This is a genomic window from Pandoraea sp. PE-S2T-3 (genome assembly GCF_002179965.1).
In the GTDB taxonomy this organism is placed as follows: domain Bacteria; phylum Pseudomonadota; class Gammaproteobacteria; order Burkholderiales; family Burkholderiaceae; genus Pandoraea.
The window spans coordinates 97,695-123,067 of the sequence record NZ_NGUQ01000001.1; the positions used below are offsets into that span (position 1 = coordinate 97,695).

Genomic DNA, 25,373 nt, shown 5'->3' on the forward strand with positions numbered 1-25,373 from the left:
CCTCGCGTCCATCGTTCATGGTCAGAGTGGCGAGGTTCAGTGTAGCGCGGCAACTTCAACAAGACAAAGCAGCGCCTGCGCGTCGGCCCGTGGAGACGGTAACCGTACCGGTGAGGGGCAAGGGGCGAGCGGTAACGCTCAGGACATTGGCCGGGGTTCCGCGTCCACCAGCAGATCCAGCGCCGCAGCACCCCGCAGGATATCGCTGTGGTGCAGTGCCTCGCGCGTCAGCGGATGCGTGCCGATCGATTCCAGTTGCTTCGCCGTCTCCACGGTGATCAGGTCGTAGGTTCGTTTGCCCTGATGCTCCCCGCGTAGCAGCAGACACCAGCGCTCGCCCTCCCCCGCGTCGAATGCCATGGCGGAAATCGGGTCACACATGTCGTCCATGAAGACCGTCGTCGAGCCCGAATCGAAACCCGACGATGCCAGCGCATCGCGATGACGCCGGATCGCCTTGTCGATCGCAACGGCGATCGCGTCCTCGTTGCGGGCATCCGCCTCACACAGATCTGCCCAGCGAAAACACTCGTCCGCCCGTGCGCGAAATTTCGCGGCCGTGGCCGCGTCGTCAGCCTGTACGCAGATGTCAGCAACGGCCGCGTAGAAAACGCCGGAAATGGCGTATTGCGTGTTGAGACTGCACAACTGTGCGGCGTCGACGATCGCGTCGATGATTTGCCCGGACGCCTCGTTTGCCGGATGGCATGCGCGTGCCCGGGCCAGACACCGCAAGGCATCGTCATATTGACGGCCCCTTGCGAAGTGCTGCATTGCCTTGAAGAACTCCGTCGCCGCATTTTCGTGACATCCGCCGAGCGAGAACGCCGCCGCCAACAGTTCCTCCTGCCTCGCCGCCAACGCGCACTCAGGCTCCGACAGTGCTTCGTCCCGGCTCGCGATGGTTTCCCCGACCGTCATCCATGCTTCAGTCCGCAAGCCCATCAGCAGACCGGCCTCATGTTCGCTCAAGGCGCCGTCCGCACAGGAGAAGCACGCCGGCAGCAGCGGTATGCGCAACGGCGTGCCGGGGATCGTGACCACGATGATCGAGAGCGCCGACACCGACGGCAGCCTTGCAGCATGCGAAGTCAGCAGCGAGGTGCGCGCCCCGGGCAAGAGCCGTTGCAGCAGATACAGGCTCTGGTCGCCGGTCTTGAGCGGGTAATGACCTTTGGAAAACAAGTACCGTCGCCCCTGCGCGTAGCTGGCAACGTGGCACCGTGCCGCCGCCTTCAGAATCTCGCGCTTGTGCGACCCGCTCTGGAACGCGTCCATCAGACGGTCCCAGACACCCATGCGGGTGACATCGCCGATGAATCGTTCGCAATGCGTCTCGATGTCGGCATCGCTCATGACCCAAAGCAGGTTGTCATCGAGCGTTGCGACACAGTCGGTAATCAGTTGTGCGCGGTTGGCGCTGAGTTGCAGACCGGGATAGCCCTGTAGCGGCAATGCGGTGGCGTTGATGGAAGTGCTCATGGGCGATCGGTCGTGGTGTTCTGAAGCAAAGTCATTCGGGCAGCGTGCCCAATACGACCGCTAGTGTCACAGCAATGACAACCGTTGCATTTCAGGTTTAGCCCAAGCGGCCATGCCTCGAAACCCCATGCACTGCCCCGAAAAGCAAAGCGGGGCGATATCGCTATCGCCCCGCCTTTTACCGAGGTATCACCGATGCCTCACCGATGTCGCACTGACGACGTTCCGCTGTCGCCAGCCTGCCGGTCAGACCGCTTCGTAAAGCGGCAGCGTCAGAAAATCGACAAAGTCGTCGCTCGTGCTCATCTGCTCGAAAATCACGGCCGCACGATCATACGAAGGCGCGACCTGACCAACCAGTTCCTTCACGTTGGCGAGTTCCTGCGGAATCAATTCGCGCACCAGCTCGGCCGTGACCTTGCGGCCATCTTCGAGCTTGCCCTTCGGCGAGCGAATCCACTGCCACACCTGCGAGCGCGAGATCTCGGCGGTCGCCGCATCTTCCATCAGGTTGTGAATCGGCACGCAGCCGTTGCCATCGAGCCACGCCCCCAGATAGTGGATGCCGACGTTGATGTTGTAGCGCAGCCCGGCTTCGGTAATCGGCGCTTCCGGCTTGAATTCGAGCAGGTCGCGCCCCTTCACCTTCACGTCGTCGCGTTGCTTGTCGATCTGGTTCGGACGATCGCCCAACACCTTTACAAACTCCTCCATGGCCACCGGCACGAGGCCCGGGTGTGCCACCCAGCCGCCGTCGTAGCCGTCGGTGGCACTCGCGTGCCTTGTCGCCACGGATGCCGGCCATCGCTTTCTCGTTGGCTTCCGGATCGTTCTTGATCGGAATCAGTGCGCTCATGCCGCCAATCGCGGGCGCATTGCGATGGTGGCAGGTCTTGAGCAGCAACAGCGCATAGGCGCGCATGAACGGCACCGTCATGTTGATGCGGCTGCGATCGGCCAGACAGAAGTCGGCGTCGACCTTGAACTTCTTGATGCACGAGAAAATGTAATCCCAGCGGCCGGCATTCAGGCCCGAGCTATGCTCACGCAGCTCATAGAGAATTTCGTCCATCTCGAACGCCGCGAGAATGGTCTCGACCAGCACGGTCGCCTTGATGGTGCCTTGCGCCACGCCCAGTTCGTTCTGCGCGAGCACGAACACGTCGTTCCACAGGCGTGCTTCGAGATGGCTTTCCAGCTTGGGCAGGTAATAGTACGGCCCAAAACCGCGCGCCAGCGACGCCTTCGCGTTGTGGAAGAAATGCAGGCCGAAGTCGAACAGGCTGCCCGACATGCGCACGCCGTCCACCGACACGTGCTTCTCGTCCAGATGCCAGCCGCGCGGGCGCACGATCAGCGTCGCCACCTTGTCGTTGAGCTTGTACTGCTTGCCGTTCTGCTCAAGGCTGATTTCGCCGCGCACGGCGTCGCGCACGTTGATCTGACCTTGCAACTGGTTGTGCCAGTTCGGCGTGTTCGAGTCCTCGAAGTCGGTCATGTAGCTGTCCGCCCCCGAGTTCAGCGCATTGATGATCATCTTGCGCTCGACCGGACCGGTGATTTCCACACGGCGGCATTGCAGGGCGTCGGGCAGCGGCGCAATGCGCCAGTCGGCGTCGCGAATCGCTTGGGTTTCAGGCAGGAAATCGGGCACTTCACCGGCATCGAGGCGGGCAGCGCGCTCGACCCGCGCCGCCAGCAATTGTTGCCGGCGCGGTTCAAACGCACGGTGCAGTTTGGCGATGAACGCGAGCGCCTCGGGGGTCAGGATCGCTTCGTATTCAGGACGAACATCGGTGTTCGCATCGACATGCAGTTGCATGCCGGGGGGCAGCGTCAGGGACATCAGGGATCTCCAGCTTTCTTGATTTATATAAGGGAGTGCGCCGCAAGAAGGAACATCAGGGGCTTTGCACAAGAGGCGTCACGCCATGCCGTTTTTACGGCTATGAACGTGAAGCGCGCGCTCCCGTCAGAGACTCGACAAAGCGCTGCAAGTCGCGCATATCGCGCCCCATCCCTTGCGGCGTCACGCCGAGTTGTTCGACCGGCAGCCCGGCACGGTTGACCCAAAACGTCGGGTAGCCGAACCAGGTGGCACCGGCCGCGTCCCAGCCGTTGCTGGAGACGAAAACGATGGACTCGACCGGCAGGCCGAACGCGGCCGGGCCCAGTCGATAGGCCTCGGGGGCCGTTTTGTATTTGCGCACGGCATCGACCGACAACACGTGATCGAACAGGTCTTTGATGCCCGCGCTCTTCAGGCCGACGTCGAGCATTTGCGGGTTGCCGTTCGAGAGCACACCAAGACCCAGCCCCATGGCGCGCAAGGCACGCAGCACCGGCGGGTTCTCGGGGAACACGGACAAGCAGGTGTACTCGTCCATCAGACGCTTCTCCGCCACCGGCGAAAGTGTGAGGTTCAGGCGCGCGGCGGCGTAGCGCAGTGCATCGGCAGTGATGTCCCAGAACGGGCGGTAGCGTTCTCCGTTGGGGCCAGAGAGTGTGCGCAGTTGTGTGTACTCGATCTGCTTGATGCGCCACAACTCGGCGAGCGCCGCCCCGTGACCGGGGAACTGCTGCTCGGCGGCGGCTGCGACGGAATACACGTCGAACAGCGTGCCGTACGCGTCGAAGATCACTGCCTGAATGCGAGAAGCCATAGCTTGGGGGTCGGTTGACACTTGTCGTTGCAGGTCGATTGTATTACCTATGTAGAACGTCATAAAATAGCCAAAACATCACTTTATCTTTGACTTTTTAGTACATAATCGCCGCGTGGATCGCTTCAAACAACTCGAAACTTTCGTCGCCGTGGCCGCCAAAGGCAGCCTGTCGGCGGCCGCCGCGCTCGAAGGCGTGGCCCCCGCCGTGATCGGGCGGCGCATCGACGCGCTCGAAACCCGGCTGGGCGTGAAGCTGCTCGTGCGCACCACGCGACGTGTGACGCTCACCTTCGAGGGCTCGGCCTTTCTCGAGGACTGCCAGCGCATCCTGAACGAGATGCACAACGCGGAGAGCGCGGTGTCTGCGGGTGGCGTCAAGGCCAGCGGGCATTTGCGCCTGTCGGCCCCCGCTGGCTTCGGACGCCGTCACGTGGCGCCGCTGCTGCCCGTGTTCATCGAGTCGCATCCCGACGTTACCGTCACGCTCGATCTGTCCGACCGGCTCGTCGATCTGGTCAACGAGGGTTTCGACTGTGCCATCCGGTTGGGCGAGTTGCCCGATTCGAGTCTAGTTTCCTTGCGGCTTGGCGAAAACCGGCGCGTCTGTGTGGCCGCCCCGGCCTATCTGGCCAGACGGGGCACGCCCGAATCGCTCGATGCGCTCGCACGTCACAACTGCCTCGCGTTCGGCTCGACGGCCAATCAGCAGCGCGGCTGGACCTTCGCGCAGGACGGCAAGGTCGTCACCATTCGCGTGAACGGGACGATGGAATGCACCGACGGCGCGGTGCTGCACGACTGGTGTCTCGACGGCTACGGCCTCGCGTGGCGCTCGTGGTGGGAAGTGGGCGACGATATTCGGGCCGGCCGGCTCGTGACCGTGCTGGATGCGTTCGCTGCGCCCCCGATCGGCATTCACGCCGTGTTTCCGCAACGCCGTCACCTGCCGCTGCGCGTTCGGCTCTTCATCGACCATCTCAAGCATCACTACAGCAGTCCGACGTATTGGCAGGACGAGGGGCCAGCGAGCGCATGAACCGATGGCCCTGCCGAACGCCGTGCGTCGATTCGACACACGCGTCATGTGGAACGTTTGTTACGCGGAGCCCGTCCGATACATAGAGGATGTCGTGCATTACCGGGTTTGCCCCCGTTGTTGCATCGCGCCAAAGCCATAGAATCGAAGCGAAGGGTCTGTCATGGCGTCGGCAGCACGAACCGAACGCACTGACCGACTGGGTTGTGCAAGACCGTCATACCTGCGCGAGCCTGTGAACGCGTGTTCAGCAACGCCAACTGCGGGAGGTCATATGTTATTTACCCATATCCTCATTCCGACCGACGGCTCGGAGCTATCCGAAAAAGCCGTCACCGGCGGACTCGAACTAGCACGCGCCCTTGGCGCGAGAGTGACCGGCTATTGTTGCCTCGCCGAATATCCCTACTCCCCCTTCAGCGAATACGTCCTCGAAGCGCCCGCGACTTTCAGTGAGCGCATCGCCGAGGAGGCTTGCTCGCACCTCGACAAACTGGCCGAATCGGCCGCCGCGGCCAGCGTGCCGTTCCATCGCGACACCTCCACCTTCCCTGCCCCGTACCTCGGCATCATCGACGCCGCCGAGCGCCATGGCTGCGACGTCATCCTGATGGCCTCGCACGGGCGGCGCGGACTCACCAGCCTGCTGCTCGGCAGCGAAACCCAGCGCGTGCTCGTGCACTCGAAGATTCCGGTCATCATCTATCGCTGAGCCGACAGGCAGGTCGAGTCGGGTCGCATCCAAAGAAAAAACGGCTGCAAGGCATCGCAGCCGTTTTTTCTTGAGCCGTCCGCTCAGCGAGCAGGACTGGCGACGCTATCGATCTTCATTTGCCGCCGGTCGAGGCTGTAAGCGCCGCCGCCGAAGGCCGCCACTTGCAGCAAACCACCCGCCACAGCCAAGTTCTTCATGAAGTGGAACAGCTGATTCTGATCGCCTAGCGCGTTGTGAAAGATCAACGCCGAGACCACCGAAAACAGCGCCAGGATGGCCGCCACCAGCCGGGTGCGATAACCGAGTGCGAGCAGCGCGCCGCCGATCGATTCGGTCGCCAGCGCTGCCGCAAAGGCCAGCACGGGTACTGGGAGACCCACCGAGGCGATGAAGCCGATCGTGCCGGCGGGTGCTGCCAGTTTGCCGAAAGCGCTGATGAGAAAAAGACTGGCGATCAGCAAACGGCCGATCAGGGACAGTGCCGAGACCTGCGTGTGAGTGGCGGTAGTGAACGTATTGGACATGGTGAAGTTCGTTAAGGAATGTCGAGAATCAAGGGGTTGAGAGGTCCATCCGTGCATTCAGTGGATTCAGCGCGTTCAGCGCACTCGGCCACGGGCGCGGAGTTGCGAGCCGATCCGGCTAATTTCTTGTTCACCGCGCACAAGCGCAGCGTCGCTGGTGTGCACGGAGTAGTGCCCGAGCACCAACGGGTGCGGATGCCGGACAGCGGTGCCGATAACGAACTCGGTCGTGCCTTCGGCGACCACGTCGATCTCGGCGCCACTTTCGTTGAGCACCGCGAGTTCGTTAGCCACACGCGTGCCGGCAACGTGCAGTGCCCCTGCGCTGACATGGAGCCAGCCAACGTCGTGGCCCGCTTCCGGCGTCAGTTGCCAGCGTTCGCCATCGCTGAGCCTGACATGCAGAAACAGCAGGTTTTCGGGGGCAAGTGCCTGACTTTGGACTCCCGCATAGCGGCCAAGAATGACGCGTGCCGGTCCCGATTGTGGAACCGCTTCGGGCGGCAGGTACTGACTCTGCGCCGGGGCAAGTTCCATCGCAGCCGGCAGGGCAACCCACAGCTGGTAGCCGCGAAAGCGCCCGGCACCGGCCGGAGAACCGTCGTGCCAGACGCCGTGACCGGCGCGCATCCATTCGACGCTGCCCGCCGCCAGCACGCCCGAAGCCCCCGTCGTATCTTCATAGCGCAGGGCGCCGGAGAGCAGCACCGTCGTCGTGGCGATCCCCGAATGCGGATGCATCGGAAACATCGCGCCACCGGTCGCCTGAAAATCGAAGTAATCCAGAAACACAAACGGCTTGACCTGATGCCCGATGTCGCCGGGGCTGAAGATCCGGGTCACCGGGCCATGACGGTGGCCGGTGGCGCGCTGAACCACGTGGCGTTGCGCGCCCTGAGGTGTGGTCACTGGCCGCTTGGAATGCAGTGATGCGGTGAGGTTGTCCATCGAAGTTGTTCCATCTGAAGAGATATGTGCAACTTTAGGAACTGGACATGTAGCTGAGAAGCCTATATTTTTCGATGGAATCCATCCGCAGGAGCGATAGATGCTCGACGGCATATCGTTGGACCAGCTACGAACCTTCATCGCGGCCGCGGAGGAAGGCAGTTTTTCTGCGGCAGGACGCAAGCTGCGCCGCGCCCAGTCCGTGATCAGTCAAACCATGGCCAATCTCGAAGCGCAGTTGCGTGTGACCCTGTTCGACCGCAGCGCACGCTACCCGGTGCTGACCGACGAGGGCAAGGCACTGCTGGGTGAAGCCAAGCTCGTGGTGAATGGCATGGATGCGTTCAAGGCACGCGCCCGCACCTTGTCCGAGGGGCTGGAGCCCGAGCTCTCGGTAGCCGTCGACGTGATGTACCCAATGGCGTCGCTGACCGACGCCGTCGGCGCCTTTCGCGAGGCCTTTCCCACGACACCGCTGCGTATGTATGTCGAGGCGCTGGGTGCCGTGGTCCAGCCAGTGCTCGACGGCATGTGCCGTATCGGTGTGATTGGCTCGATGCCGGTAATACCCGAAGGGCTCAACGCCGAAAGGCTGCCGGAAGTGCCCATGGTCACCGTGGTTGCTCCCAATCATCCGCTGGCCGAAAGCCAAGGCATCCTGCCCGGCAGCGTGCTTGAGCGCCATGTGCAACTGGTGCTGACCGATCGCACTACATTGACTGCCGGCACCAATTTCGGTGTGTTCTCGCCGCTGATCTGGCGGCTTGCCGATCTTGGCGCGAAGCATGCCTTTCTCAAGGCTGGATTTGGCTGGGGACACATGCCGCTGGCGATGGTGGCGCCGGATCTGGAGGCCGGCAGACTGGTCCGCATCCGTCTGGAAATGCACCAGCCGGCCATACCGGTCATCGCCATGTACGCCGTCTACCGCACGGACGAACCGCCCGGACCTGCCGGGCGCTGGTTCATCGACCGGCTGCAACAGTTCACGACCGACGCGCCGGCGTAGCGCTTTCTCCTCCCCCCTTCCGACCCAATCGCTCCTGCGCAACGCAGGCTGTAGCATCGTTTTTTCCGATGGACTCCATCGAAACAAACAGGCTACCGCGATAGGTCGGTGGCTCCTACGCTTGGGACATGACAACTCACCGTGTTGTCCAACCCAAGGAGCCTCAAATGACCAAAGTTCTCGTTCTCTACTACTCGTCCTACGGCCACATCGAGCAAATGGCCGAGGCCATCGCCGACGGCGCCCGTAGCGCCGGTGCCCAAGTCGACATCAAGCGTGTCCCCGAAACGGTGCCGGCAGAAGTAGCGAAGAACGCGCACTTCAAGCTCGACCAAGCAGCCCCGGTCGCGACTGTCGCCGACCTGGAGCACTACGACGCCATCGTTGTCGGCACCGGCACGCGCTTCGGCCGCATGTCTTCCCAAATGGCCGCCTTCCTCGATCAGGCAGGCGGGCTGTGGGCACGCGGCGCGCTCAACGGCAAGGTCGGCGCGGCCTTCAGTTCTTCGGCCACCCAGCACGGCGGTCAGGAGACCACGCTGTTCTCGATCATCACCAATCTGCTGCACTTCGGCATGACCATCGTCGGCTTGCCGTACAGCCACCAAGGCCAGATGAGCGTGGCCGAGATCGTGGGCGGCGCCCCCTACGGCGCGACCACCATCGCGGGCGGCGACGGCTCGCGTCAACCCTCGGAAATCGATCTGGCCGGCGCGCGCCACCAAGGCGAGTTGGTCGCCAAGACGGCTGCCAAGCTGTTCGGTTAAGGCGTTCACTTCCTCACCGACTTTGCAAGGAGCATGTCATGTCTGAACTCAATGTCAGCGACGCCGCCAAGGCCGTGATCCGCCGCAACACCGATGAGGTGCAAGGCGGCGGCGACTGGGCGCTCTTCGACGAACTGTTCGCCGATGATTTCGTCGACCACACGCCGCAGCCCAACAGCGGTGCCAACAAGGCCGGCGTGCTCGGCCTCTACCGCAAGCTACGCGAAGCCTTTCCGGATTTCCGCGCCGTCATCCACTGGCAGCGCGCCGATGGCGACGTGGTAACCACGTACAAGACTTACTACGGCACGCACCAAGGCGACTTCCTCGGCCTGGCCCCCACGGGCAAGGCGATTCACTTCGAGACCGTGGATGCCATGCGCGTGCAGAACGGCAAGATCACCGAGCACTGGGGCGTCGCCAATCTGTACTCCGCACTCCAGCAACTCAACGCACTGCCGCGCTAAGGCCCTCGTCATGAACACCAATATCCTGCAAGACAAGGTCGTCGTCGTCACCGGCGCGGCCAGCGGCATCGGTCGTGCGATCGCTATCAATGCCGCCCGGCACGGCGCGAAGGCAGTCGTCGTGTCCGACATCAGCGAGACCCCGCGCGAAGGCGGCACGGCCACCACCCATGAGATCGAAGCGTTGGGCGTACCGGTTCGTTTCCATGCGGCCGATGTCAGCCAGCGCGAGCAGGTCGATGCGCTGGTCGAGGCCGCAGCGGCGTTCGGTGGCGTCGACGTGATGGTGGCGAATGCGGGCATCACCCTGCGCCACGACGGCGTGGACGTGTCCGAGGACGACTTCCATCGCCTGATGGCGGTCAATCTCGACGGCACACTGTTTAGCGCCCAAGCCGCCGCGCGCCAGATGAAGGCACGGGGCCAAGGCGGCAGCATCGTGCTGATGGCCAGCATGGGCGGCCTGTCGGGTGCCGGCATGACGGTCGCCTATTCCACCAGCAAGGGCGGCGTCGTGCTAATGGCCAAGGCCATGGCCGACGCGCTGGGCCCTGACGGTATCCGCGTCAATGCGGTCGCACCCGGCACCATCGACACGCATCTGCTGCGCACCAGCCCCGGCATCGCCGAAGCAGCCGAGGGCTTTCGCCAGCGCACGCCACTGCGCCGTCTGGGCCGACCGGAAGAAATTGGCGACGCCGTGGCGTGGCTGGGCTCCGACCTTTCCAGTTATGTAACCGGCACTGCTCTGCTGGTCGACGGCGGCCTGCTGTCCGTCATCTGACGCTCCCGATTCTTTCAATCTTTCAAACTTTCAAACTTTCAAGGCAACGCATCATGAACACCACCCTCCGTTTCCATCAGTACGGCGATCCCTCAGTCCTTCAGATCGAGGACGACGCCATCGGCACGCCCAGCGTCGGCGAAGTGCGCCTGCGCCATGAGGCTATCGGCGTCAATTTCATCGACACCGCGTTCCGGCAAGGCATCTTCCCCGTGCCCCTGCCCTCGGTGCCGGGCGTCGAAGGCGTGGGTATTGTCGAGGCGACAGGCGCGGGCGTAACCGGCATCGAGGTGGGCCAGCGCATGGCCTACTTCCTTGCACCGGGAAGTTACACGCAGCAGCGCCTGATCGCGGCCGAGCATCTGGTGCCGGTGCCGGACGACTTGTCTGCCGAAATCGTGGCCGCCTTGCTGACCAAGGGGCTGACCGCCTGGGCCGGAATGAACGGCTACTACCCGTTGCAGGCCGGGCAGACCGTGCTGATTCAGGGCGCCTCCAGCAGCGTAGGCAATCTGCTGGCTCGCTGGGCCAAGGCGCGCGGCGCGATCGTGATCGGCACGGCCGGGTCACCGGAAAAACTCGCCGCACTCGCCTCGGCGATCGATCACGCGCTGCCTTCGGGGGCCCCTGATCTGGCAGCGCAAGTCAAACGCGTTGCACCGCACGGCGTCGATGTCGTCTACGAGTTCGTCGGCAAGGCGACGTTCGCAGCCACCGTTGCTGCGGTACGCGACGGCGGGACCATCGTCACGATCGGCGCCGCCTCCGGTGCCCCCGAGTTCGACAAGGCTGAGCTTGCCCGTCGCCGGATCCACATGGTCGGCGGCCCGATGGCGAACCACCTGCAAGGGCGCGTCGGCGAGGCCACGCAAGCCGTATTCGATGCCTACCGGCGTGGTGTGTTCAGTGCCGTCACAGCGACCCGTTATGCGCTCAAGGACGCGGCTCAGGCGCACACCGACATCGCGCGACGCCAAAAGGCAGGATCGCTGGTGCTGATTCCTTGAGGCGAACGAGGTGCAACGCCATCCGCATGCCCTCGCTCGGATGGCTCGCTTCAGTGCGATTGCATGATTTGCAGGAAGGCCTCGGCCGAGTCCTTCGAGAACATGGCCTCGAAGGTCGCAAAACCCTCCGGCGCCGCCTCGTTCGCCCGGTGCTTCATGGCGGCTGCCGCTTGTGCCACTTGTACGGTCCAGTCGCCATCCAGCGTAAGTGCCGTGGCAAGTTCGGCGGCATCCAGCATCGCGAGATTCACGCCGAAACCAACCGGGGGCAGCAGATGCGCGGCATCGCCGAGCAACGTCAGTCCCGCCACCTGTCGCCAGCCGAAGTCACCCGGCAGCGTGTAGATCGGCCGTGTCACGATGACATCGAGACACGACGAAATCAGTGCCAGCAGTCGCGGCGACCAGCCCGCGAAACCTTGCAGCAACGCGGCGCGCATCTGTGCGGGGTCTTGCGTATTCACACCGAGCGCGTCGGCCCAGTTTTCCGGGCGGCGGAACGCCGCGTACACCCGCACGTGCCCGCCGCCGTTACGTTGGGCAATCAGCCCCATGTTGCCGTGCAGCGAGAACATCGTGCCGCGCCCCACCAGCGCCGCGATCTCGGGATGGCGCGTATCCACCTCGTCGAGCCAGCATTCGACGAAGGTCACGCCGGTGTACACCGGCACCACGTCCGAGAGCTTCGCGCGAATCTTCGACCACGCACCATCGGCCCCGATGACCAGATCGAAGGTCTCCTCTTTGCCGTTGGCAAAGCGCAGCACGTGCTGACCGATGGGCGCGTTGCGCTCACCCTCTGCCGCCCCCGCCGTCGCGACCGGTTCGACCGGTTCGACAGCAACCAGCTTGTGCCCCCATCGCACGGTATCGGGCAACAGGGAGGCCAGTAGCAGGTCACGCAGCGTACGCCGGTCGATTTCCGGACGATCGCCGGTGCCGGACGGCGGTGAATCCTCAAACAAGGGCTGCGCGCTCGCATAGTCGAGCATGCGGGTGCCCTGATCGTCATAGCGCGCGTGACTGACGAACGTGTCGTGCAGTCCGGCAAGTTCGAGGGCTTTTTGCCCGGTCTCGACGTGCAGATCGAGCGTGCCCCCTTGATCGCGGGCAGACGTCGATGCCTCGGCTTCGAATACGACGGGATTGAATCCGCGCAATTGCAGAATGCGGGCGGCGACCAGCCCCGCAGGGCCGGCGCCGACGATGGCGATTCGCCGGGCACTTTGCGGGGCACTGCGAGGGGAATGGCGAAGGGAATGGCTCGTGGAAGTGTCCGGGGAATTCTGCCGGGAAGACGTCGGGAACATGCTGCCTCAGTTTGCATAGGTGTCTGCGCAATTTAGCAAAGAATCGACGTCGTCCCCATGAAAAAAGGCCCGTGAGCGGGATAAGCTCACGGGCCTCTTCTCGTCCGGCGTGCACTGCAACCCTGACGACGACGGGACACGCCGTCAGGGCCGCCCCGGCCGGATAGACCGGGATGCGCGGTCGAAGCGCGGCGGCAGTCCGCTCACGATGATGTGCCCCCACGACGCATCACCGTTAGCAGGCGCCGCTGCGCCCTCCCTCAGCCTGGTCAGGCTGCCTTGACCTGCGCCTTCTTTTCGTCGAAGAACTGTTCGTCCTCCGTCGAACCCTTCAGGGCCGTGGTCGATGCGTCGCGCTCGATGGTCTGCGTGACGGCGTCGAAGTAGCCCGTACCCACTTCACGCTGATGCTTGACCGCCGTGAAGCCCTTGTCGGCGGCGGCGAATTCGGCTTCCTGCAACTCGACGAAGGCGCTCATCTGACGGCGGGCGTAGCCGTGGGCCAGATTGAACATCGAGTAGTTCAGGCTGTGGAAGCCGGCCAGCGTGATGAACTGGAACTTGTAACCCATGGCACCGAGTTCCTTCTGGAACTTGGCGATGGTCGCGTCGTCGAGGTTCTTCTTCCAGTTGAACGACGGCGAGCAGTTGTACGAAAGCATCTTGCCCGGGAAGTGCTTGTGAATACCTTCGGCAAACTGCTTGGCGAACTCGAGATCCGGCTTGCCGGTTTCGCACCACACCAGATCGACATACGGGGCATACGCCAGACCGCGCGAGATGGCTTGATCGAGACCGTTACGCGTGCGGTAGAAGCCCTCGACCGTGCGCTCGCCCGTGCAGAACGGTTGATCGATCGGGTCGACGTCGGCGGTGATCAGGTCGGCCGCTTCAGCATCGGTACGGGCGATGAGCACCGTCGGCACGCCCAGCACGTCGGCCGCCAGACGCGCCGCCACCAGCTTGGCAACGGCTTCACGCGTCGGCACGAGCACCTTGCCGCCCATGTGGCCGCACTTCTTGACCGAGGCGAGCTGATCTTCGAAGTGAACGCCGGCCGCGCCGGCTTCGACCATGGCCTTCATCAGTTCGAACGCGTTGAGCACGCCGCCGAAACCGGCTTCGGCATCGGCCACGATCGGGGCGAAGTAGTCGATGTAGCCTTCGTCGCCCGGGTTCTTGCCTTCCGACCATTGGATCTGGTCGGCACGCGTGAACGTATTGTTGATGCGGCGCACGACTTGCGGCACCGAGTTGGCCGGGTACAGCGACTGGTCAGGATACATTTCACCGGCGAGGTTGGCGTCGCCGGCGACTTGCCAGCCCGACAGGTAGATCGCCTGGAGGCCGGCCTTGACCTGCTGCATGGCCTGATTGCCGGTGAGCGCGCCAAGCGCGTTCACGAACGGCTGCTCGTTGATCTGATTCCACAGACGCTCGGCGCCGCGACGGGCCAACGTTTGTTCCGGCTGGATCGAACCACGCAGACGCACGACGTCTTCCGCCGAGTAGCCACGCTTGATGCCTGCCCAGCGCGGATTGTTCGCCCAGTCCTGCTCGAGTTGCTTCACTTGTTCTTGACGCGTCGTCATGGTGATCTCTCCTGGTTTCTCGATACAAATAAAAGAGGGGTATCTCTTTGCTGCCCTGATTCCGTCCGGTCGCTGCCCTTGGCAGTTGACCGCTTTTTGTGTCTCCGAATCGGCAGGTCTTGTATAAGAGTTTAGGGATTCTTCACGCATCGCAACAGAACGAATGTCGTGCCTATCGCATATTTTTTTCTTATAAAAATCAAATAGATAACAAAATATTTTTGCGATGTGAAACGATGTTTCCCTTCCTGAAATCATGATGTTGTGCCAAGCAGCGCAAATTTTTACGCACCGCAACCCCATTCCACATCATGAAAAAAGGCCGGTAACGCGAGTTACCGGCCTGCTTGCTTCCCTCGGGTACCGCGTCAGGAGGTCACGCGACTCGCGACCGGGGCGGCCTTCGGCGGCTTGCAGACGAGCCACACGGCCATGGCGATAAAGCAGCCGCCGACAAGGTGAGCGAAGGTGACCGCTTCGTTCAGGAACAAGGCGCCCCACAACACGCCGAACGGCGGAATGAGGAACGTGACGGTGAGCGAGCGCAGCGGACCGAGATCGGCGATCAGGCGGAAGAACAACATATAGGCCAGCGCGCTGCATACGAAGCCGAGCGCCGCCATGGCCGCCCATACGCCGCCCGTGGCAGGGCCCGGCATGCCGGTCGTGGTCGATACATAAGCGAAGAACGGCAGCAGCACGAGCGCCGCCCCCAACTGGCTGCCGAAAGCCACGAGCTTGGCGTCGAGACCGCCGCGGTCGCTAATCCAGCGCTTGGTGAGATATCCCGCAAGGCCGTAGCAAGACGTCGCCACGAGACACGCGAGCGCCCCCATCACGACGGGCCCAGACATCGCCACGGGGCCGGTGCGGGTCAGCACCGCCACACCGATCAGCCCCAGCAGCACACCAAGGCCCTTGGCACCGGTCAGACGCTCACGGAAGAACACCACGCCGATCAGCACCCCCATCAGCGGCGTGGTGGCGTTGAGGATGGACGAGTAGCCGGCGGGCAACACACGCGCGGCCAGACAGTACATGACGAAGGGAATGCCGGAATTGATCACGCCGAGCACCATCGACGCGCCTAACAACCCTTTGAACTGCCAACGGACGCGCAGCACAAGCAGGATGACGGCCAGCCCCAGCGCGCCGAGTGCGACGCGGAAGAAGGCCGTCGGCAACGGCCCCAGTGCGGGCACGATGATACGCATGAAGAGGAAACTCGCGCCCCAGATGGCGGAGAGCGTCAGCAAACGGGCAATGTCGGACGATCGCATGGTGTGGGAGACGGCGCAAAGGCCGCATATGTCTACCGGAATGCGTGCATGCTCCCACAACCGCCCGCGTTGCGCTGGTCATAATCGGACATGGCGGCGTCGGCACATTTCAGATTCGACGCATTGAACGCACCGGACACGCGCGTTAAGTTCGACGGTCAAACTTTCGGAGGAACCCCAGCCTATGTCACGCAACGATTCCGGTGCCGCCAGCGCGGTCAACGTGCATGCCACGCATGGGGGCGAGCACGTGAGCCCAGATGCCCCGGCGACGGTGTTTCCTCGTCCGCTGCCGCGTGCCCGCCTGCGCGGGGCGCCTGACGCTGCCGCTCGTGGGATCGGCATGCGCGGCTACGATCTCTGGAACGACTACGAGGTCGCCTGGCTCGACATGCATGAGCGCCCGCAAATTGCGGTGCTGGAAATTGTCATTCCCTGCGATTCGCCGTTCACGCTGGAAATGTCGGACGCGAGGCGGTACCTTTCGACGCTTCGTGAACTTCGGTTCGAATCGGCACAAGCGCTCGAAGCCCACGTCGCGGGGGCGCTCACCCATTGCCTGAAGTCTTATGTGCTTGTGCGCGCGACGCCGGTCCGGCAGGCGGTTCGTGCCACTTGCGGTGGCGAGCCTGACGCTGTGAGTCTTGATACCGAGCCCGTCGGCGTCGTGCGCGGTGGCGTACAGGCCAGCCTGCTGCGAATCGTTCATGACGCTGGAGGCGCTGGAATTGCTGGAAACGGCGGCAACGCGGGAAACGCTGATCCGGGGCTGGCGACGCTGTTTCACGAACGCCTCAGCTCGGACCTGCTCAGTTCACGCTGTCCGCTGACCGGTGGCATCGACCTCGGTACCCTATGGATCGACTACACCGGCGCACGCATTTGTCGGCAAACCTTGCTCGCCTATGTACTCTCGTTCAGAGACAGCGAGATGTTTCACGAACAATGCGTGGAAACCGTCTTTATCGACTTGCTCGCCCAATGTGCGCCCACGCGCCTGACGGTCGGCGCACGCTTTACGCGGCGTCACGGCCTCGATATCAATCCGGTGCGCTCGACGCACGCCATCTCCATTCGCAACGTCCGCACCGTACGCCAATGACCGCCTCGTCTTCACATTCCGAATCGTCTACGGTGAACCCGCCGTCTCCAGCGTCTCCGGCATCCCAGGCATCGACGTGCCCGCCTGCCCACCAAAAGCAAGCCACACGCATTACCCCGGCCGTCATCTGCCTCGCCATTGCATTCGTGAGCTTTCTGCTGATATCGAATGCGCTCGGGGCGCGTGTATGCGAGATCGTGCTGCCGTGGCCGTTCTCCGGTGAGCCGCTGCGGCTGACGTTTTCGGCAGCGATCATCAGCTTTCCGTTCGCCTATCTGTTCGCGTCGGTGCTGACCGAGGTGTACGGCTACCGCATCAGCCGCGTGGTGATCTGGAGCGGGCTCGCCGCCAACCTCATCCTCATCGGCTTTCTCTGGCTGATGGCGTTGCTACCCACACAGCCGGCATGGGCCGCGCAAACCGGTTTCACCGATGACGTGCAGCGTCACTGGTTCGAAGCCATCACACATATGTTTGTGGCGTCGGTATCGGCGTGCTTTGTCGGAGAGTTCGCCAATGCGGCAACGCTCGCGCGCATGAAGGTGGCCATGCACGGCCGTTGGGCGGGCTTGCGCATCATGGCGGGCAGCGCGTTGGCGGCTCTGCTCGATACGCTCGTGTTTGTCGTGATTGCGTTTGCCTACGTGCTCGATGCCGATGCGATGGCACGCATGATCGGACTCGAATTCGTCTTCAAGTGTGCGTTGCAGTGGCTGGTGCTGCCGCTCACTGTCGGACTCGCTCGTCTGCTCAAGCGACTGGACGGCATCGATCATTACGATGTCGGCACGTCGCTCAACCCGTTTGCGTTTCGAGGGCGCGGCGAGTGAAACGATGCGCCGCGTCACATCGCAGCGCATCGTGTCGCGCCATGTCACACCGCGCTGACTTCCCGCGTCTTCCGATAGTCGACCCAATCGCCGCCGGCGATGTGCGGCAGACCTGCCACGGTCGCTTCATTGACCGGGTAGACGATGCACGTGTACGTGGCGCCGTCGTGGGCCACGTCGTGCAATTCCCGCACGAACAACCCCGCTTCGCCCGGATAGACGGCCTCGATCTCGTCGAGCACGGCTACCAGCGCCGCTGGAATGCGATAGATGTCGCCGACCGTGCGCTCATTGGCTTGCGTTGATAACACCATGCCCGGGTAACGGCCAAAGTCGTAAAGGCGCCCGCCCAAGGTCGACGTTCCCACATACGTGGGCGCGGGCAGATGATGACGCGCCGCCGCACGCATCATGTCGTTGATCTCGCCCGCGCGCAGCGTGCCGTAGACGAAGACGTGAACCACCGCGTCTTCCCCGTTGCCAGTCGCTGCGCCGGTTGCCGCACTGATGACTTGATTTGTCATACCAACGGCTCCGTCGAAACGAGAATGCCGTCGATGTCGCTGTAGATCCATTCGCCCGGACGCACCAGCTCCCCGGCGATATCCACAATCAGATCGGTCTGCCCGGCGCCGAGCTTTACGCTCTTGCGCGGGTTCGTGGCGAGCGCCCGAATGCCGATCTCGCACACTTCCAGTTCCTCGGTGTCGCGCACCGCTCCATTCACCACGATGCCCGCCCAGCCGTTCTTCTCGCCGAGTTGCGCGAGGTTGCCGCCCACCAGTGCACAGCGCACCGACCCGCCACCATCCACGACCAGCACCCGGCCCTCGCCCGGCGTCTCAAGTGCAGTACGTACCCGCGAGTTGTCTTCAAAGACTTTGAGCGTCGCCGCCGGGCCGGCAAAACGACGGGCCTGTCCGAGCAACAGAAAGCCGGGTTGCAACACACGCAGGCGGCCGTCGGCCAGTGCGTCTTCATGGGCATCACACAAATCACAGGTGGCGAATTTCATGGCAAGGTTCCGATTCGAATTGGCTTGTTGAGGCGGCGGTATCCGGTGCCGCGTCATGCATTCTGGTGGGATGAGGCCGCAGGCCGCGCCGCACGCTGACATCGATCATAGCGCCTCGCCCGGCGGGAAAGCCAATGCGTCGGGTCCGCACGCGCTGCGCACTCGTGGTTAACCTCGACATTGCGCCAGCCGACACGCGGACACGGCTGAATTACACTTATGGGACACGAATTGTCGCGCTTACGCCATGCCTAGCTCCTTGCGCTTCCCGTCCGGACTTTCTGATCTGCCTGCCCCGCCCGATGCTGCGTCGTCAACGACCGCCGCCGAACCGGCAGCGGTGAACGCGCGCGCAACTCCGGCGGAAGGTGCCGATATCCCTGTCGAACCAGCGGCGCCCACGCCCCCGGCAAAGCACGTCGTCCCCCCGGAGTTCTCTCCGACGCCTGAACGGCCCGTGCGGTTACGGGCGCGGCCGATTCTCGACACGATTCGTGTACCCGACCACCGGCACGCGTGGGCACAGGTGGCGTACACGCCGCGCGGCGTGATCCAGATTGCGGTGTCCGATGCCGCATGGATTGTGCCGCCCTCGCGCGCGATCTGGATTCCGCCCGATGTCGAGCACAGCTTGCAGGTCAATGAGCCGTCGTACTTGCGCACGCTCTACGTGCATCGTGACTTCATCCCGTCCGGGCTGGATCACTGCCGGGTCGTGGAAGTCTCACCGCTGCTGCGCGAGCTGATCGCCGCCATCGACGTACCGGAAGACGAACTGGATGCGCCACGCGAGCAACTGCTCGGCGGCTTGATTCTGGATGAACTGCGCCGCGCGTCGCCGCTGCCGCTGGAAGTGCCCCTGCCTCGCGACAAACGCCTGCTGACGTTATGCAACGCCATGCTGGCCGACCCTGCCCGGGCGTGGACGCTCGACCAATGGGCGCGCTACGCAGGCGCGAGCCCGCGCACGATCGGACGCCTGTTCCGGCAGGAGCTGAACATGAGTTTCGTGCAGTGGCGGCAGCAGGTGATCCTTGCGCAAGCCATTCCGCTGGCCTCGAAGGGTTACCCGCTCGCTCGCATCGCTCGCGAGTTGGGCTATCGCAGTCAGAGCGCGTTCTCGGCGATGTTCAAGCGCACGTTCGGGCGCACGCCGAGCGAGTTCTTCGCCACCACCCCGGAGGCTACATCTGCCGGAACAAGTGCGCGTACTGACGACTGACGGCGACGCGGTCTTTGCGGCGCTTGAGCTTCAACGTCAGGCGCCCAAGCGGCGTGTGCTGTGCGCTCACCACTTCGGCCACATTGACGACGGTGCTGCGATGCACCTGCCAGAAGCGCGACGGGTCGAGTTGCGGCAGTAACTCGCGCAGGCTCGTGCGAATCAGCAGATCGCCATCGACAGTGGCGACCACGACGTACTTGTCGGCGGCTTCGAAGAAGCACACTTCCTCCACCGGCACGATGCGGATCTCGTCGCCCACCGATGCCCGCACGAACCGCAGATATTCACCCGCCGCCGGGGCTGAGGCCACCGTCACGCTTTTCGAACCGCTTGCCCCATTTGCCCCATGTGCCCCGTTCGTGCCATTCACCGCACCGCCCGGGGCCGCCTCATCTTCCAGATGCGTGCGCAGCGTCGCGAGCAACTGCGAGAGCGTGTCGTGCTTCGGCGCGGCCAGCCGTTCGCGCAGCCGTGCGACGGTGCGCGCGAGGCGATCGGGCTCCACGGGTTTGAGCAGATAGTCGATGGCCGCCGCGTCGAAAGCGTCGAGGGCGAACCGGTCGAACGCCGTGACGAACACGATCTGCGGCGCGCGCGTCAGCCGGGCACAGGCACGCGCCACATCGAGCCCGGTCGCGCCGGGCATCGCGATGTCGAGAAACACCACGTCCGGCTGCTCTTGCGCGATGGCCGCAATCGCCGCCGTGCCGTCAGGCGCCACCGGCAACACGTGCAGATCGGGCCATGCCTGCGCGAGCATGGCACGCAGGGCATCGGCGAGTAACGGTTCGTCTTCGGCAATCAGGGCGACGGGGGATGTCATGCACTCCACTCTCTGCGGAACTAGAAACCTATGCCGCTGCCGTCTGCCCGGGCGCATCCACGGGCAAGCGCAACGTTGCGACCACACCTTGCGGCACACCCTCGGCAAGGGTGAGACGCGCGGCGTCGCCGTAGAGCACGCGCAGGCGCTCTCGAATATTCGTCAGACCGATGCCGTGACCCGGCGCATCGTGTGGCATTGAAGGGGCCGGTGTCGTGGAAAACCCCGCGCCGTCATCGCTTACCTGCAACACGACAAACGGTGTCCCTGTTTCATCGACTTCACCATACGCACTCACCCGTACCGTGCCGCCGCGGCTCTGGCGCTCGATACCGTGCTTGATCGCATTCTCGACGAGCGGCTGCACCAGCATCGGCGGCACCCGTCGCGCCCGGCAATCGTCCGGCAGATCGAGCGTGTAGTGCAGGCGCTCGCCAAAGCGCACTTGCTGGATCGCCAGCAACGCGTCGAGCAACGCAAACTCGTCGGCCAGCGAGATGGTCTCGGCGCGTGTGGCTGCCAGCGATGCGCGCAAGAACCGGTTCATATGACCCAGCAATACACGGGCACGCGCGGGATCGCTGGCGATCAACGAGTCGAGATTCGCGAGCACGTTGAACAGAAAGTGCGGTTCAAGCTGTGCCTGCAAGGTCTGCAACTGGGCGCGCACCAACTGCTTTTCAGCGGCCGATTCTCGCAAGGCCTGCTGCGCTGCCGCCGCCTTCAACTGCGCCATCCGCGCCCGCGACCAACCGTGATACGTCCCTACGCCCGTGGCCAGCAACGCAATCAGCAGCACGATCGGCGTGGTGTGGCCATTGAGCGGACGCCACAACGTGAGCGGCAGCCCGAGCAGTACCGTGCCCAGCGTGATCCCGCCGACAAGGCCCGCCGAACAACCGAACGCTACCAACAACAGAAACGGGATGATAGGCGGCTCGCCATTGCGCCAGATCGCCCGGCGTCCGCCATCGATCAGCACGGTGATGGTGATGCCGATGCACTGGCTGAAAACGAAGTTCTGCCACAACGTGCCGCCGAAACCGATCAGCTTGAGTATCAGGGCGATCGCCGTGTTGAAGAGCAGCACACCCACGAGTTCGCGAAAAAACGTCGGCCAGAGACCGCGCGTCGGTTTGACGGGGGCCGGCTGCGGGGTCTCGACGGGTTGCGGTTGTCTCATCATCGTTGTCATTATCGTGTGCCCTCCCCGCCTGCCATGCCCGTCGCCGATGCCGTCGATACCGTCGATACCGTCGATACGCTCGTCGACACCGTCGCGGCCGTCATGACCTCGTGCCCCCACCGGGCGAGCGTCTCGTTGAGCATCCGGCCCGGCACCGCCACCGCCGCAACACCCGCGACGATCAACCCGGTGTATAGCCCAAGCATGCTGCGCCGATGCGTCACCACGTTGCCGCGCCGGATCGCGGCAATGGCCAGTACCAGACTCACCAGTACCCATGCCGCCAGCGCGTGCAGCCACGAGAAATGCCCCGGGTTCAACTCCCGGATGCCAAAGCTAGACAGCGCCGCGACCGCCATCGTCATCGCCCACGTCCTGCCCAGCCAGCGATGACGCGGAGTGCCCCGCCGCGCCATCAGAATCGTGATGCCCAGCATGACCGCCGCAATGGCCGCCGCCAGGTGAATTGCCACAATCGTTGTCATCGCTTCCTCTCGTCGTGATAGCTCATGACCCGACGATAGGAATTTGTTGCCGGTGGCGCACCCGCCATGCGACGAAGGACTCGCCCAGTGTCGCGAACGGTGATCCGTCAGCGCGAATCTCACGCGCCTTCGCTGACTGGCTGACTGGCTGACTGGATGCAGGCCCGCAGGCGCCACCTCGATGCCGGCCAAGTCGCGCGGTGTCAGCGCATCGACCTGCGTGCCGCCTGCCCGGTCGCGCATTCTCGCCGACGATTGTGACACGACGATGCCACGCGCGAGCGTTCCCCGTGCCGAGGCGCTCCGGCTGGCCTTTCGGCGTGTTACGGCGTCGAAAGACGAAAAAAAAGCGCGGCCGAAGCCGCGCTCTGCTACCTGCCGGGGAGGCCGTAACCTCCCCGCGAAGCCCTCGGCTTACTCCGCCGCGGCTTCTGTTTCCTTGCTCACCTGCGCGGCCGTGTCGCCGTCGAAGGTGAACCGCCCATTGCGCCAGTCGACCGGGATGGTGTCCTTCGGACCGAACTTGCCGGCCAGCACCAGCTTGGCGACCGGATTCTCGATCTCCTGCTGGATCGCCCGCTTGAGCGGACGTGCCCCGAACACCGGGTCGAAGCCCTCGCGCGCCACGTGCATCAACGCGGCCTTGCTGACTTCGAGTGCCATGTCGAGCTTGGCCAGACGCTTGCGCAGGATCTCGATCTGAATCGTCGCAATCGACTCGATGTGCTTCTGATCCAGACCATGGAACACCACGACTTCGTCGATCCGGTTCAGGAACTCGGGACGGAAGTGCTCCTTGATCTCCAGCCACACCGCGTCCTTGATACGCTCCTGCGGCTCGCCGACCATCGACTGAATCATCGACGACCCAAGGTTCGACGTCATCACGATCACGGTGTTCTTGAAGTCCACCGTGCGACCCTGACCGTCGGTCATGCGACCGTCGTCCAACACTTGCAGCAGCACGTTGAAGACGTCCGGGTGCGCCTTCTCGACTTCGTCGAGCAGGATCACGCTGTACGGCTTGCGACGCACGGCTTCGGTCAGATAACCGCCTTCCTCATAACCCACGTAGCCCGGCGGCGCGCCGATCAGGCGGGCGACGCTGTGCTTCTCCATGAACTCGCTCATGTCGATGCGGATCAGGTGATCTTCCGAGTCGAACAGGAACATCGCCAGCGCCTTGCACAGCTCGGTCTTGCCCACGCCCGTCGGGCCGAGGAACAGGAACGACCCGTACGGACGATCCGGATCCGACAACCCCGCACGCGAACGGCGGATGGCGTCGGCCACGGCGGTAATCGCCTCGTCCTGCCCCACCACGCGCTCGTGCAACTTGCCTTCCATGTTGAGCAGCTTCTCGCGCTCGCCCTGCATCATCTTCGAGACCGGAATGCCGGTGGCTCGTGAAATGACTTCAGCGATTTCTTCCGTGCCCACCTGCGTACGCAGCAGACGCGGGTGCGCTTGCTGGCCAGCCGCTTCGGCGGCAGCCGCATCCTTCAACTGCGCTTCGAGTTGCGGCAGCTTGCCGTATTGCAGTTCGGCCACCTTGTCGAGCTTGCCTTCGCGTTGCAGCTTGGCCAGCTCGGCACGCACGCGGTCGATCTCTTCCTTGACCTGCGCGCTGCCCTGCACGGCCGCTTTCTCGGCGGTCCAGATTTCTTCAAGGTCGGCGTACTCACGCTCCAGACGCGAGATCTCTTCCTCGATGAGCGCCAGACGCTTCTGCGACGCTTCGTCGGTTTCCTTCTTGATGGCTTCGCGTTCGATCTTCAACTGGATCAGACGACGGTCGAGCTTGTCCATCACTTCCGGCTTCGAGTCGATTTCCATCTTGATCTTCGACGCGGCCTCATCGATCAGGTCGATGGCCTTGTCCGGCAGGAACCGGTCGGTGATGTAGCGCTGGCTCAGTTCAGCCGCCGCCACAATCGCCGGGTCGGTGATCTCCACACCGTGGTGCAGTTCGTACTTTTCCTGCAAGCCACGCAGGATGGCGATGGTCGCCTCGACGCTCGGCTCTTCGACGAGTACCTTCTGGAAGCGGCGCTCCAGCGCAGCGTCCTTCTCGATGTATTTGCGATATTCGTCGAGCGTGGTCGCGCCGATGCAATGCAGCTCACCGCGCGCGAGCGCCGGCTTGAGCATGTTGCCCGCATCCATCGCCCCTTCGGCCTTGCCGGCCCCGACCATCGTATGAATCTCGTCGATGAACAGGATCGTACGGCCCTCGTCCTTGGCGATGTCGTTGAGCACGCTCTTCAGACGCTCTTCGAATTCGCCACGGAATTTCGCACCGGCGAGCAGCCCCGCCATGTCGAGTGCGAGCACGCGCTTGTTCTTGAGCGACTCCGGCACTTCGCCGTTGACGATACGCTGCGCAAGGCCTTCCACAATGGCGGTCTTGCCCACGCCCGGTTCGCCGATCAGCACCGGGTTGTTCTTCGTGCGGCGTTGCAGAATCTGAATCGTGCGACGGATTTCGTCGTCACGGCCGATCACGGGATCGAGCTTGCCGAGCGCGGCGCGTTCGGTCAGATCGAGCGTGTATTTCTTGAGGGCTTCGCGTTGGCTCTCGGCGTCCTGACTGTTGACGGACTCGCCGCCGCGCACGCCGACGATGGCGGCTTCCAGCGCTTTACGCGTGAGGCCACGGGCGCGGGCCAGCTTGCCCGTATCGCCCTTGTCGTCAGCCAGTGCCAGCAGGAACATTTCGCTGGCGATATAGCTGTCGCCGTGCTTTTGCGCTTCTTTGTCGGCCTGATTCAGCAGGCCCGCGAGTTCGCGGCTGACCTGCACGTTGCCATCGGTGCCTTGCACCTGTGGCAGCTTCGACAGGGCCGTCTCGATGTCGTGAGCCAGCGGTTGAACCTGCACGCCCGCGCGTTGCAGCAGCGAACGTGCTGCGCCTTCGGGTTGTGCGATGAGTGCGGCAAGCAGATGCAGCGGCTCGATATATTGCTGGTCGCGACCGACTGCCATGCTTTGGGCATCAGCCAGCGCTTCCAGGAACTGCGTGGTGAATTTGTCTTGTCGCATCGGGTGCTCCGGTAAGAAAACTTTCTGGATCGGATGTGCGGACAATCCCCTAAGGTTTCAAGGGCATTAGCGCCAAAT

23 protein-coding genes and 1 pseudogene are annotated in these 25,373 nt (G+C 63.5%); 10 read left to right on the forward strand and 14 right to left on the reverse strand.

Features of this window, described 5'->3' with window-relative positions; all coding sequences use genetic code 11:
* Window positions 1–138: 138 nt before the first annotated feature.
* The 3 genes and pseudogenes from CDV46_RS00440 to CDV46_RS00450 form a co-directional block, all read right to left on the reverse strand.
* Window positions 139–1,482 carry a hypothetical protein gene (locus CDV46_RS00440; RefSeq protein WP_087721483.1) on the reverse strand — a complete coding sequence of 448 codons (1,344 nt, stop codon included), beginning with the start codon at window positions 1,480–1,482 and terminating at the stop codon, window positions 139–141.
* 246 nt (window positions 1,483–1,728) lie between these two features.
* A pseudogene (aceB, locus tag CDV46_RS00445) lies at window positions 1,729–3,328 on the reverse strand (malate synthase A).
* A 100-nt stretch (window positions 3,329–3,428) separates the two neighbouring features.
* On the reverse strand, window positions 3,429–4,145 hold the full coding sequence (locus CDV46_RS00450; protein ID WP_087721484.1) for a haloacid dehalogenase type II: 717 nt from the start codon (window positions 4,143–4,145) through the stop codon (window positions 3,429–3,431).
* A 115-nt stretch (window positions 4,146–4,260) separates the two neighbouring features.
* Between CDV46_RS00450 and CDV46_RS00455 the strand changes: the two genes are divergently transcribed.
* Window positions 4,261–5,184: a LysR family transcriptional regulator gene (locus CDV46_RS00455; RefSeq protein WP_087721485.1), complete on the forward strand. Its 924-nt coding sequence runs from the start codon at window positions 4,261–4,263 to the stop codon at window positions 5,182–5,184.
* Between the two features lie 274 nt (window positions 5,185–5,458).
* Window positions 5,459–5,896: a universal stress protein gene (locus CDV46_RS00460; protein WP_058379006.1), complete on the forward strand. Its 438-nt coding sequence runs from the start codon at window positions 5,459–5,461 to the stop codon at window positions 5,894–5,896.
* Window positions 5,897–5,979: 83 nt separating this feature from the next.
* Here the strand turns inward: CDV46_RS00460 and CDV46_RS00465 are convergent, their stop codons facing one another.
* Window positions 5,980–6,423: a DoxX family protein gene (locus tag CDV46_RS00465; RefSeq protein ID WP_087721486.1), complete on the reverse strand. Its 444-nt coding sequence runs from the start codon at window positions 6,421–6,423 to the stop codon at window positions 5,980–5,982.
* A gap of 75 nt (window positions 6,424–6,498) precedes the next feature.
* The gene (locus CDV46_RS00470) at window positions 6,499–7,371 is read right to left on the reverse strand and encodes a pirin family protein (RefSeq protein ID WP_087721487.1); all 873 of its coding nucleotides are present in this window, start codon (window positions 7,369–7,371) and stop codon (window positions 6,499–6,501) included.
* 100 nt (window positions 7,372–7,471) lie between these two features.
* Between CDV46_RS00470 and CDV46_RS00475 the strand changes: the two genes are divergently transcribed.
* From CDV46_RS00475 to CDV46_RS00495, 5 genes are all read left to right on the forward strand, one after another.
* Window positions 7,472–8,380 carry a LysR family transcriptional regulator gene (locus tag CDV46_RS00475; RefSeq protein WP_087721488.1) on the forward strand — a complete coding sequence of 303 codons (909 nt, stop codon included), beginning with the start codon at window positions 7,472–7,474 and terminating at the stop codon, window positions 8,378–8,380.
* Window positions 8,381–8,547: 167 nt separating this feature from the next.
* Entirely contained in the window at window positions 8,548–9,147 is a 600-nt protein-coding gene (wrbA, locus tag CDV46_RS00480) for an NAD(P)H:quinone oxidoreductase (RefSeq protein ID WP_087688820.1), read from the forward strand.
* Between the two features lie 38 nt (window positions 9,148–9,185).
* Window positions 9,186–9,614 (forward strand): ester cyclase, encoded by a 429-nt coding sequence (locus tag CDV46_RS00485; RefSeq protein ID WP_087688821.1) that lies wholly within the window; start codon window positions 9,186–9,188, stop codon window positions 9,612–9,614.
* A 10-nt stretch (window positions 9,615–9,624) separates the two neighbouring features.
* Window positions 9,625–10,398, forward strand: coding sequence for an SDR family NAD(P)-dependent oxidoreductase (locus CDV46_RS00490; protein ID WP_087721489.1), 774 nt, complete (start codon window positions 9,625–9,627; stop codon window positions 10,396–10,398).
* 53 nt (window positions 10,399–10,451) lie between these two features.
* Window positions 10,452–11,405, forward strand: coding sequence for a quinone oxidoreductase family protein (locus CDV46_RS00495; protein ID WP_087721490.1), 954 nt, complete (start codon window positions 10,452–10,454; stop codon window positions 11,403–11,405).
* A 50-nt stretch (window positions 11,406–11,455) separates the two neighbouring features.
* Here CDV46_RS00495 and CDV46_RS00500 read toward each other — a convergent pair whose 3' ends face one another.
* The 3 genes from CDV46_RS00500 to CDV46_RS00510 form a co-directional block, all read right to left on the reverse strand.
* The gene (locus CDV46_RS00500) at window positions 11,456–12,715 is read right to left on the reverse strand and encodes an FAD-dependent oxidoreductase (RefSeq protein ID WP_087721491.1); all 1,260 of its coding nucleotides are present in this window, start codon (window positions 12,713–12,715) and stop codon (window positions 11,456–11,458) included.
* Between the two features lie 269 nt (window positions 12,716–12,984).
* Window positions 12,985–14,307 (reverse strand): isocitrate lyase, encoded by a 1,323-nt coding sequence (aceA, locus tag CDV46_RS00505; protein WP_058379015.1) that lies wholly within the window; start codon window positions 14,305–14,307, stop codon window positions 12,985–12,987.
* 368 nt (window positions 14,308–14,675) lie between these two features.
* Entirely contained in the window at window positions 14,676–15,587 is a 912-nt protein-coding gene (locus CDV46_RS00510) for a DMT family transporter (RefSeq protein ID WP_087688825.1), read from the reverse strand.
* Between the two features lie 184 nt (window positions 15,588–15,771).
* Between CDV46_RS00510 and CDV46_RS00515 the strand changes: the two genes are divergently transcribed.
* Both CDV46_RS00515 and CDV46_RS00520 read left to right on the forward strand, forming a co-directional pair.
* Window positions 15,772–16,689 (forward strand): NADPH-dependent 7-cyano-7-deazaguanine reductase QueF, encoded by a 918-nt coding sequence (locus tag CDV46_RS00515; RefSeq protein WP_087721492.1) that lies wholly within the window; start codon window positions 15,772–15,774, stop codon window positions 16,687–16,689.
* Window positions 16,686–17,519, forward strand: coding sequence for a queuosine precursor transporter (locus CDV46_RS00520; protein ID WP_254915884.1), 834 nt, complete (start codon window positions 16,686–16,688; stop codon window positions 17,517–17,519). The genes CDV46_RS00515 and CDV46_RS00520 overlap by 4 nt, the downstream gene beginning before the upstream one ends.
* A gap of 44 nt (window positions 17,520–17,563) precedes the next feature.
* Here CDV46_RS00520 and CDV46_RS00525 read toward each other — a convergent pair whose 3' ends face one another.
* Both CDV46_RS00525 and rraA read right to left on the reverse strand, forming a co-directional pair.
* Window positions 17,564–17,983 (reverse strand): gamma-glutamylcyclotransferase family protein, encoded by a 420-nt coding sequence (locus CDV46_RS00525; protein WP_087721553.1) that lies wholly within the window; start codon window positions 17,981–17,983, stop codon window positions 17,564–17,566.
* A 56-nt stretch (window positions 17,984–18,039) separates the two neighbouring features.
* The gene (rraA, locus tag CDV46_RS00530; protein WP_087688828.1) at window positions 18,040–18,534 is read right to left on the reverse strand and encodes a ribonuclease E activity regulator RraA; all 495 of its coding nucleotides are present in this window, start codon (window positions 18,532–18,534) and stop codon (window positions 18,040–18,042) included.
* 247 nt (window positions 18,535–18,781) lie between these two features.
* Between rraA and CDV46_RS00535 the strand changes: the two genes are divergently transcribed.
* On the forward strand, window positions 18,782–19,756 hold the full coding sequence (locus CDV46_RS00535; protein WP_087688829.1) for an AraC family transcriptional regulator: 975 nt from the start codon (window positions 18,782–18,784) through the stop codon (window positions 19,754–19,756).
* Here CDV46_RS00535 and CDV46_RS00540 read toward each other — a convergent pair.
* The 4 genes from CDV46_RS00540 to clpB form a co-directional block, all read right to left on the reverse strand.
* The gene (locus CDV46_RS00540) at window positions 19,719–20,582 is read right to left on the reverse strand and encodes a LytR/AlgR family response regulator transcription factor (RefSeq protein WP_087721494.1); all 864 of its coding nucleotides are present in this window, start codon (window positions 20,580–20,582) and stop codon (window positions 19,719–19,721) included. The genes CDV46_RS00535 and CDV46_RS00540 overlap by 38 nt on opposite strands.
* A 28-nt stretch (window positions 20,583–20,610) precedes the next feature.
* A complete protein-coding gene (locus tag CDV46_RS00545; protein ID WP_176398972.1) occupies window positions 20,611–21,768 on the reverse strand; it encodes a sensor histidine kinase in 1,158 nt (385 codons plus the stop codon).
* Window positions 21,769–21,776: 8 nt separating this feature from the next.
* On the reverse strand, window positions 21,777–22,253 hold the full coding sequence (locus tag CDV46_RS26980) for a DUF2306 domain-containing protein (RefSeq protein ID WP_176398973.1): 477 nt from the start codon (window positions 22,251–22,253) through the stop codon (window positions 21,777–21,779).
* A gap of 414 nt (window positions 22,254–22,667) precedes the next feature.
* On the reverse strand, window positions 22,668–25,295 hold the full coding sequence (gene clpB / locus CDV46_RS00555) for an ATP-dependent chaperone ClpB (RefSeq protein ID WP_058379023.1): 2,628 nt from the start codon (window positions 25,293–25,295) through the stop codon (window positions 22,668–22,670).
* Window positions 25,296–25,373 lie beyond the last annotated feature (78 nt).

What these genes read in the sequence shown, in the direction of transcription:
- CDV46_RS00440 (WP_087721483.1), bottom strand. Translation starts at nt 1,482, where the DNA reads ATGAGCACTTCCATCAACGCCACCGCATTGCCGCTACAGGGCTATCCC.
- CDV46_RS00450 (WP_087721484.1), bottom strand. Translation starts at nt 4,145, where the DNA reads ATGGCTTCTCGCATTCAGGCAGTGATCTTCGACGCGTACGGCACGCTG.
- CDV46_RS00460 (WP_058379006.1), top strand. Translation starts at nt 5,459, where the DNA reads ATGTTATTTACCCATATCCTCATTCCGACCGACGGCTCGGAGCTATCC.
- CDV46_RS00465 (WP_087721486.1), bottom strand. Translation starts at nt 6,423, where the DNA reads ATGTCCAATACGTTCACTACCGCCACTCACACGCAGGTCTCGGCACTG.
- CDV46_RS00470 (WP_087721487.1), bottom strand. Translation starts at nt 7,371, where the DNA reads ATGGACAACCTCACCGCATCACTGCATTCCAAGCGGCCAGTGACCACA.
- CDV46_RS00475 (WP_087721488.1), top strand. Translation starts at nt 7,472, where the DNA reads ATGCTCGACGGCATATCGTTGGACCAGCTACGAACCTTCATCGCGGCC.
- wrbA (WP_087688820.1), top strand. Translation starts at nt 8,548, where the DNA reads ATGACCAAAGTTCTCGTTCTCTACTACTCGTCCTACGGCCACATCGAG.
- CDV46_RS00485 (WP_087688821.1), top strand. Translation starts at nt 9,186, where the DNA reads ATGTCTGAACTCAATGTCAGCGACGCCGCCAAGGCCGTGATCCGCCGC.
- CDV46_RS00490 (WP_087721489.1), top strand. Translation starts at nt 9,625, where the DNA reads ATGAACACCAATATCCTGCAAGACAAGGTCGTCGTCGTCACCGGCGCG.
- CDV46_RS00495 (WP_087721490.1), top strand. Translation starts at nt 10,452, where the DNA reads ATGAACACCACCCTCCGTTTCCATCAGTACGGCGATCCCTCAGTCCTT.
- CDV46_RS00500 (WP_087721491.1), bottom strand. Translation starts at nt 12,715, where the DNA reads ATGTTCCCGACGTCTTCCCGGCAGAATTCCCCGGACACTTCCACGAGC.
- aceA (WP_058379015.1), bottom strand. Translation starts at nt 14,307, where the DNA reads ATGACGACGCGTCAAGAACAAGTGAAGCAACTCGAGCAGGACTGGGCG.
- CDV46_RS00510 (WP_087688825.1), bottom strand. Translation starts at nt 15,587, where the DNA reads ATGCGATCGTCCGACATTGCCCGTTTGCTGACGCTCTCCGCCATCTGG.
- CDV46_RS00515 (WP_087721492.1), top strand. Translation starts at nt 15,772, where the DNA reads ATGTCACGCAACGATTCCGGTGCCGCCAGCGCGGTCAACGTGCATGCC.
- CDV46_RS00520 (WP_254915884.1), top strand. Translation starts at nt 16,686, where the DNA reads ATGACCGCCTCGTCTTCACATTCCGAATCGTCTACGGTGAACCCGCCG.
- rraA (WP_087688828.1), bottom strand. Translation starts at nt 18,534, where the DNA reads ATGAAATTCGCCACCTGTGATTTGTGTGATGCCCATGAAGACGCACTG.
- CDV46_RS00535 (WP_087688829.1), top strand. Translation starts at nt 18,782, where the DNA reads ATGCCTAGCTCCTTGCGCTTCCCGTCCGGACTTTCTGATCTGCCTGCC.
- CDV46_RS00540 (WP_087721494.1), bottom strand. Translation starts at nt 20,582, where the DNA reads ATGACATCCCCCGTCGCCCTGATTGCCGAAGACGAACCGTTACTCGCC.
- CDV46_RS00545 (WP_176398972.1), bottom strand. Translation starts at nt 21,768, where the DNA reads ATGATGAGACAACCGCAACCCGTCGAGACCCCGCAGCCGGCCCCCGTC.
- CDV46_RS26980 (WP_176398973.1), bottom strand. Translation starts at nt 22,253, where the DNA reads ATGACAACGATTGTGGCAATTCACCTGGCGGCGGCCATTGCGGCGGTC.
- clpB (WP_058379023.1), bottom strand. Translation starts at nt 25,295, where the DNA reads ATGCGACAAGACAAATTCACCACGCAGTTCCTGGAAGCGCTGGCTGAT.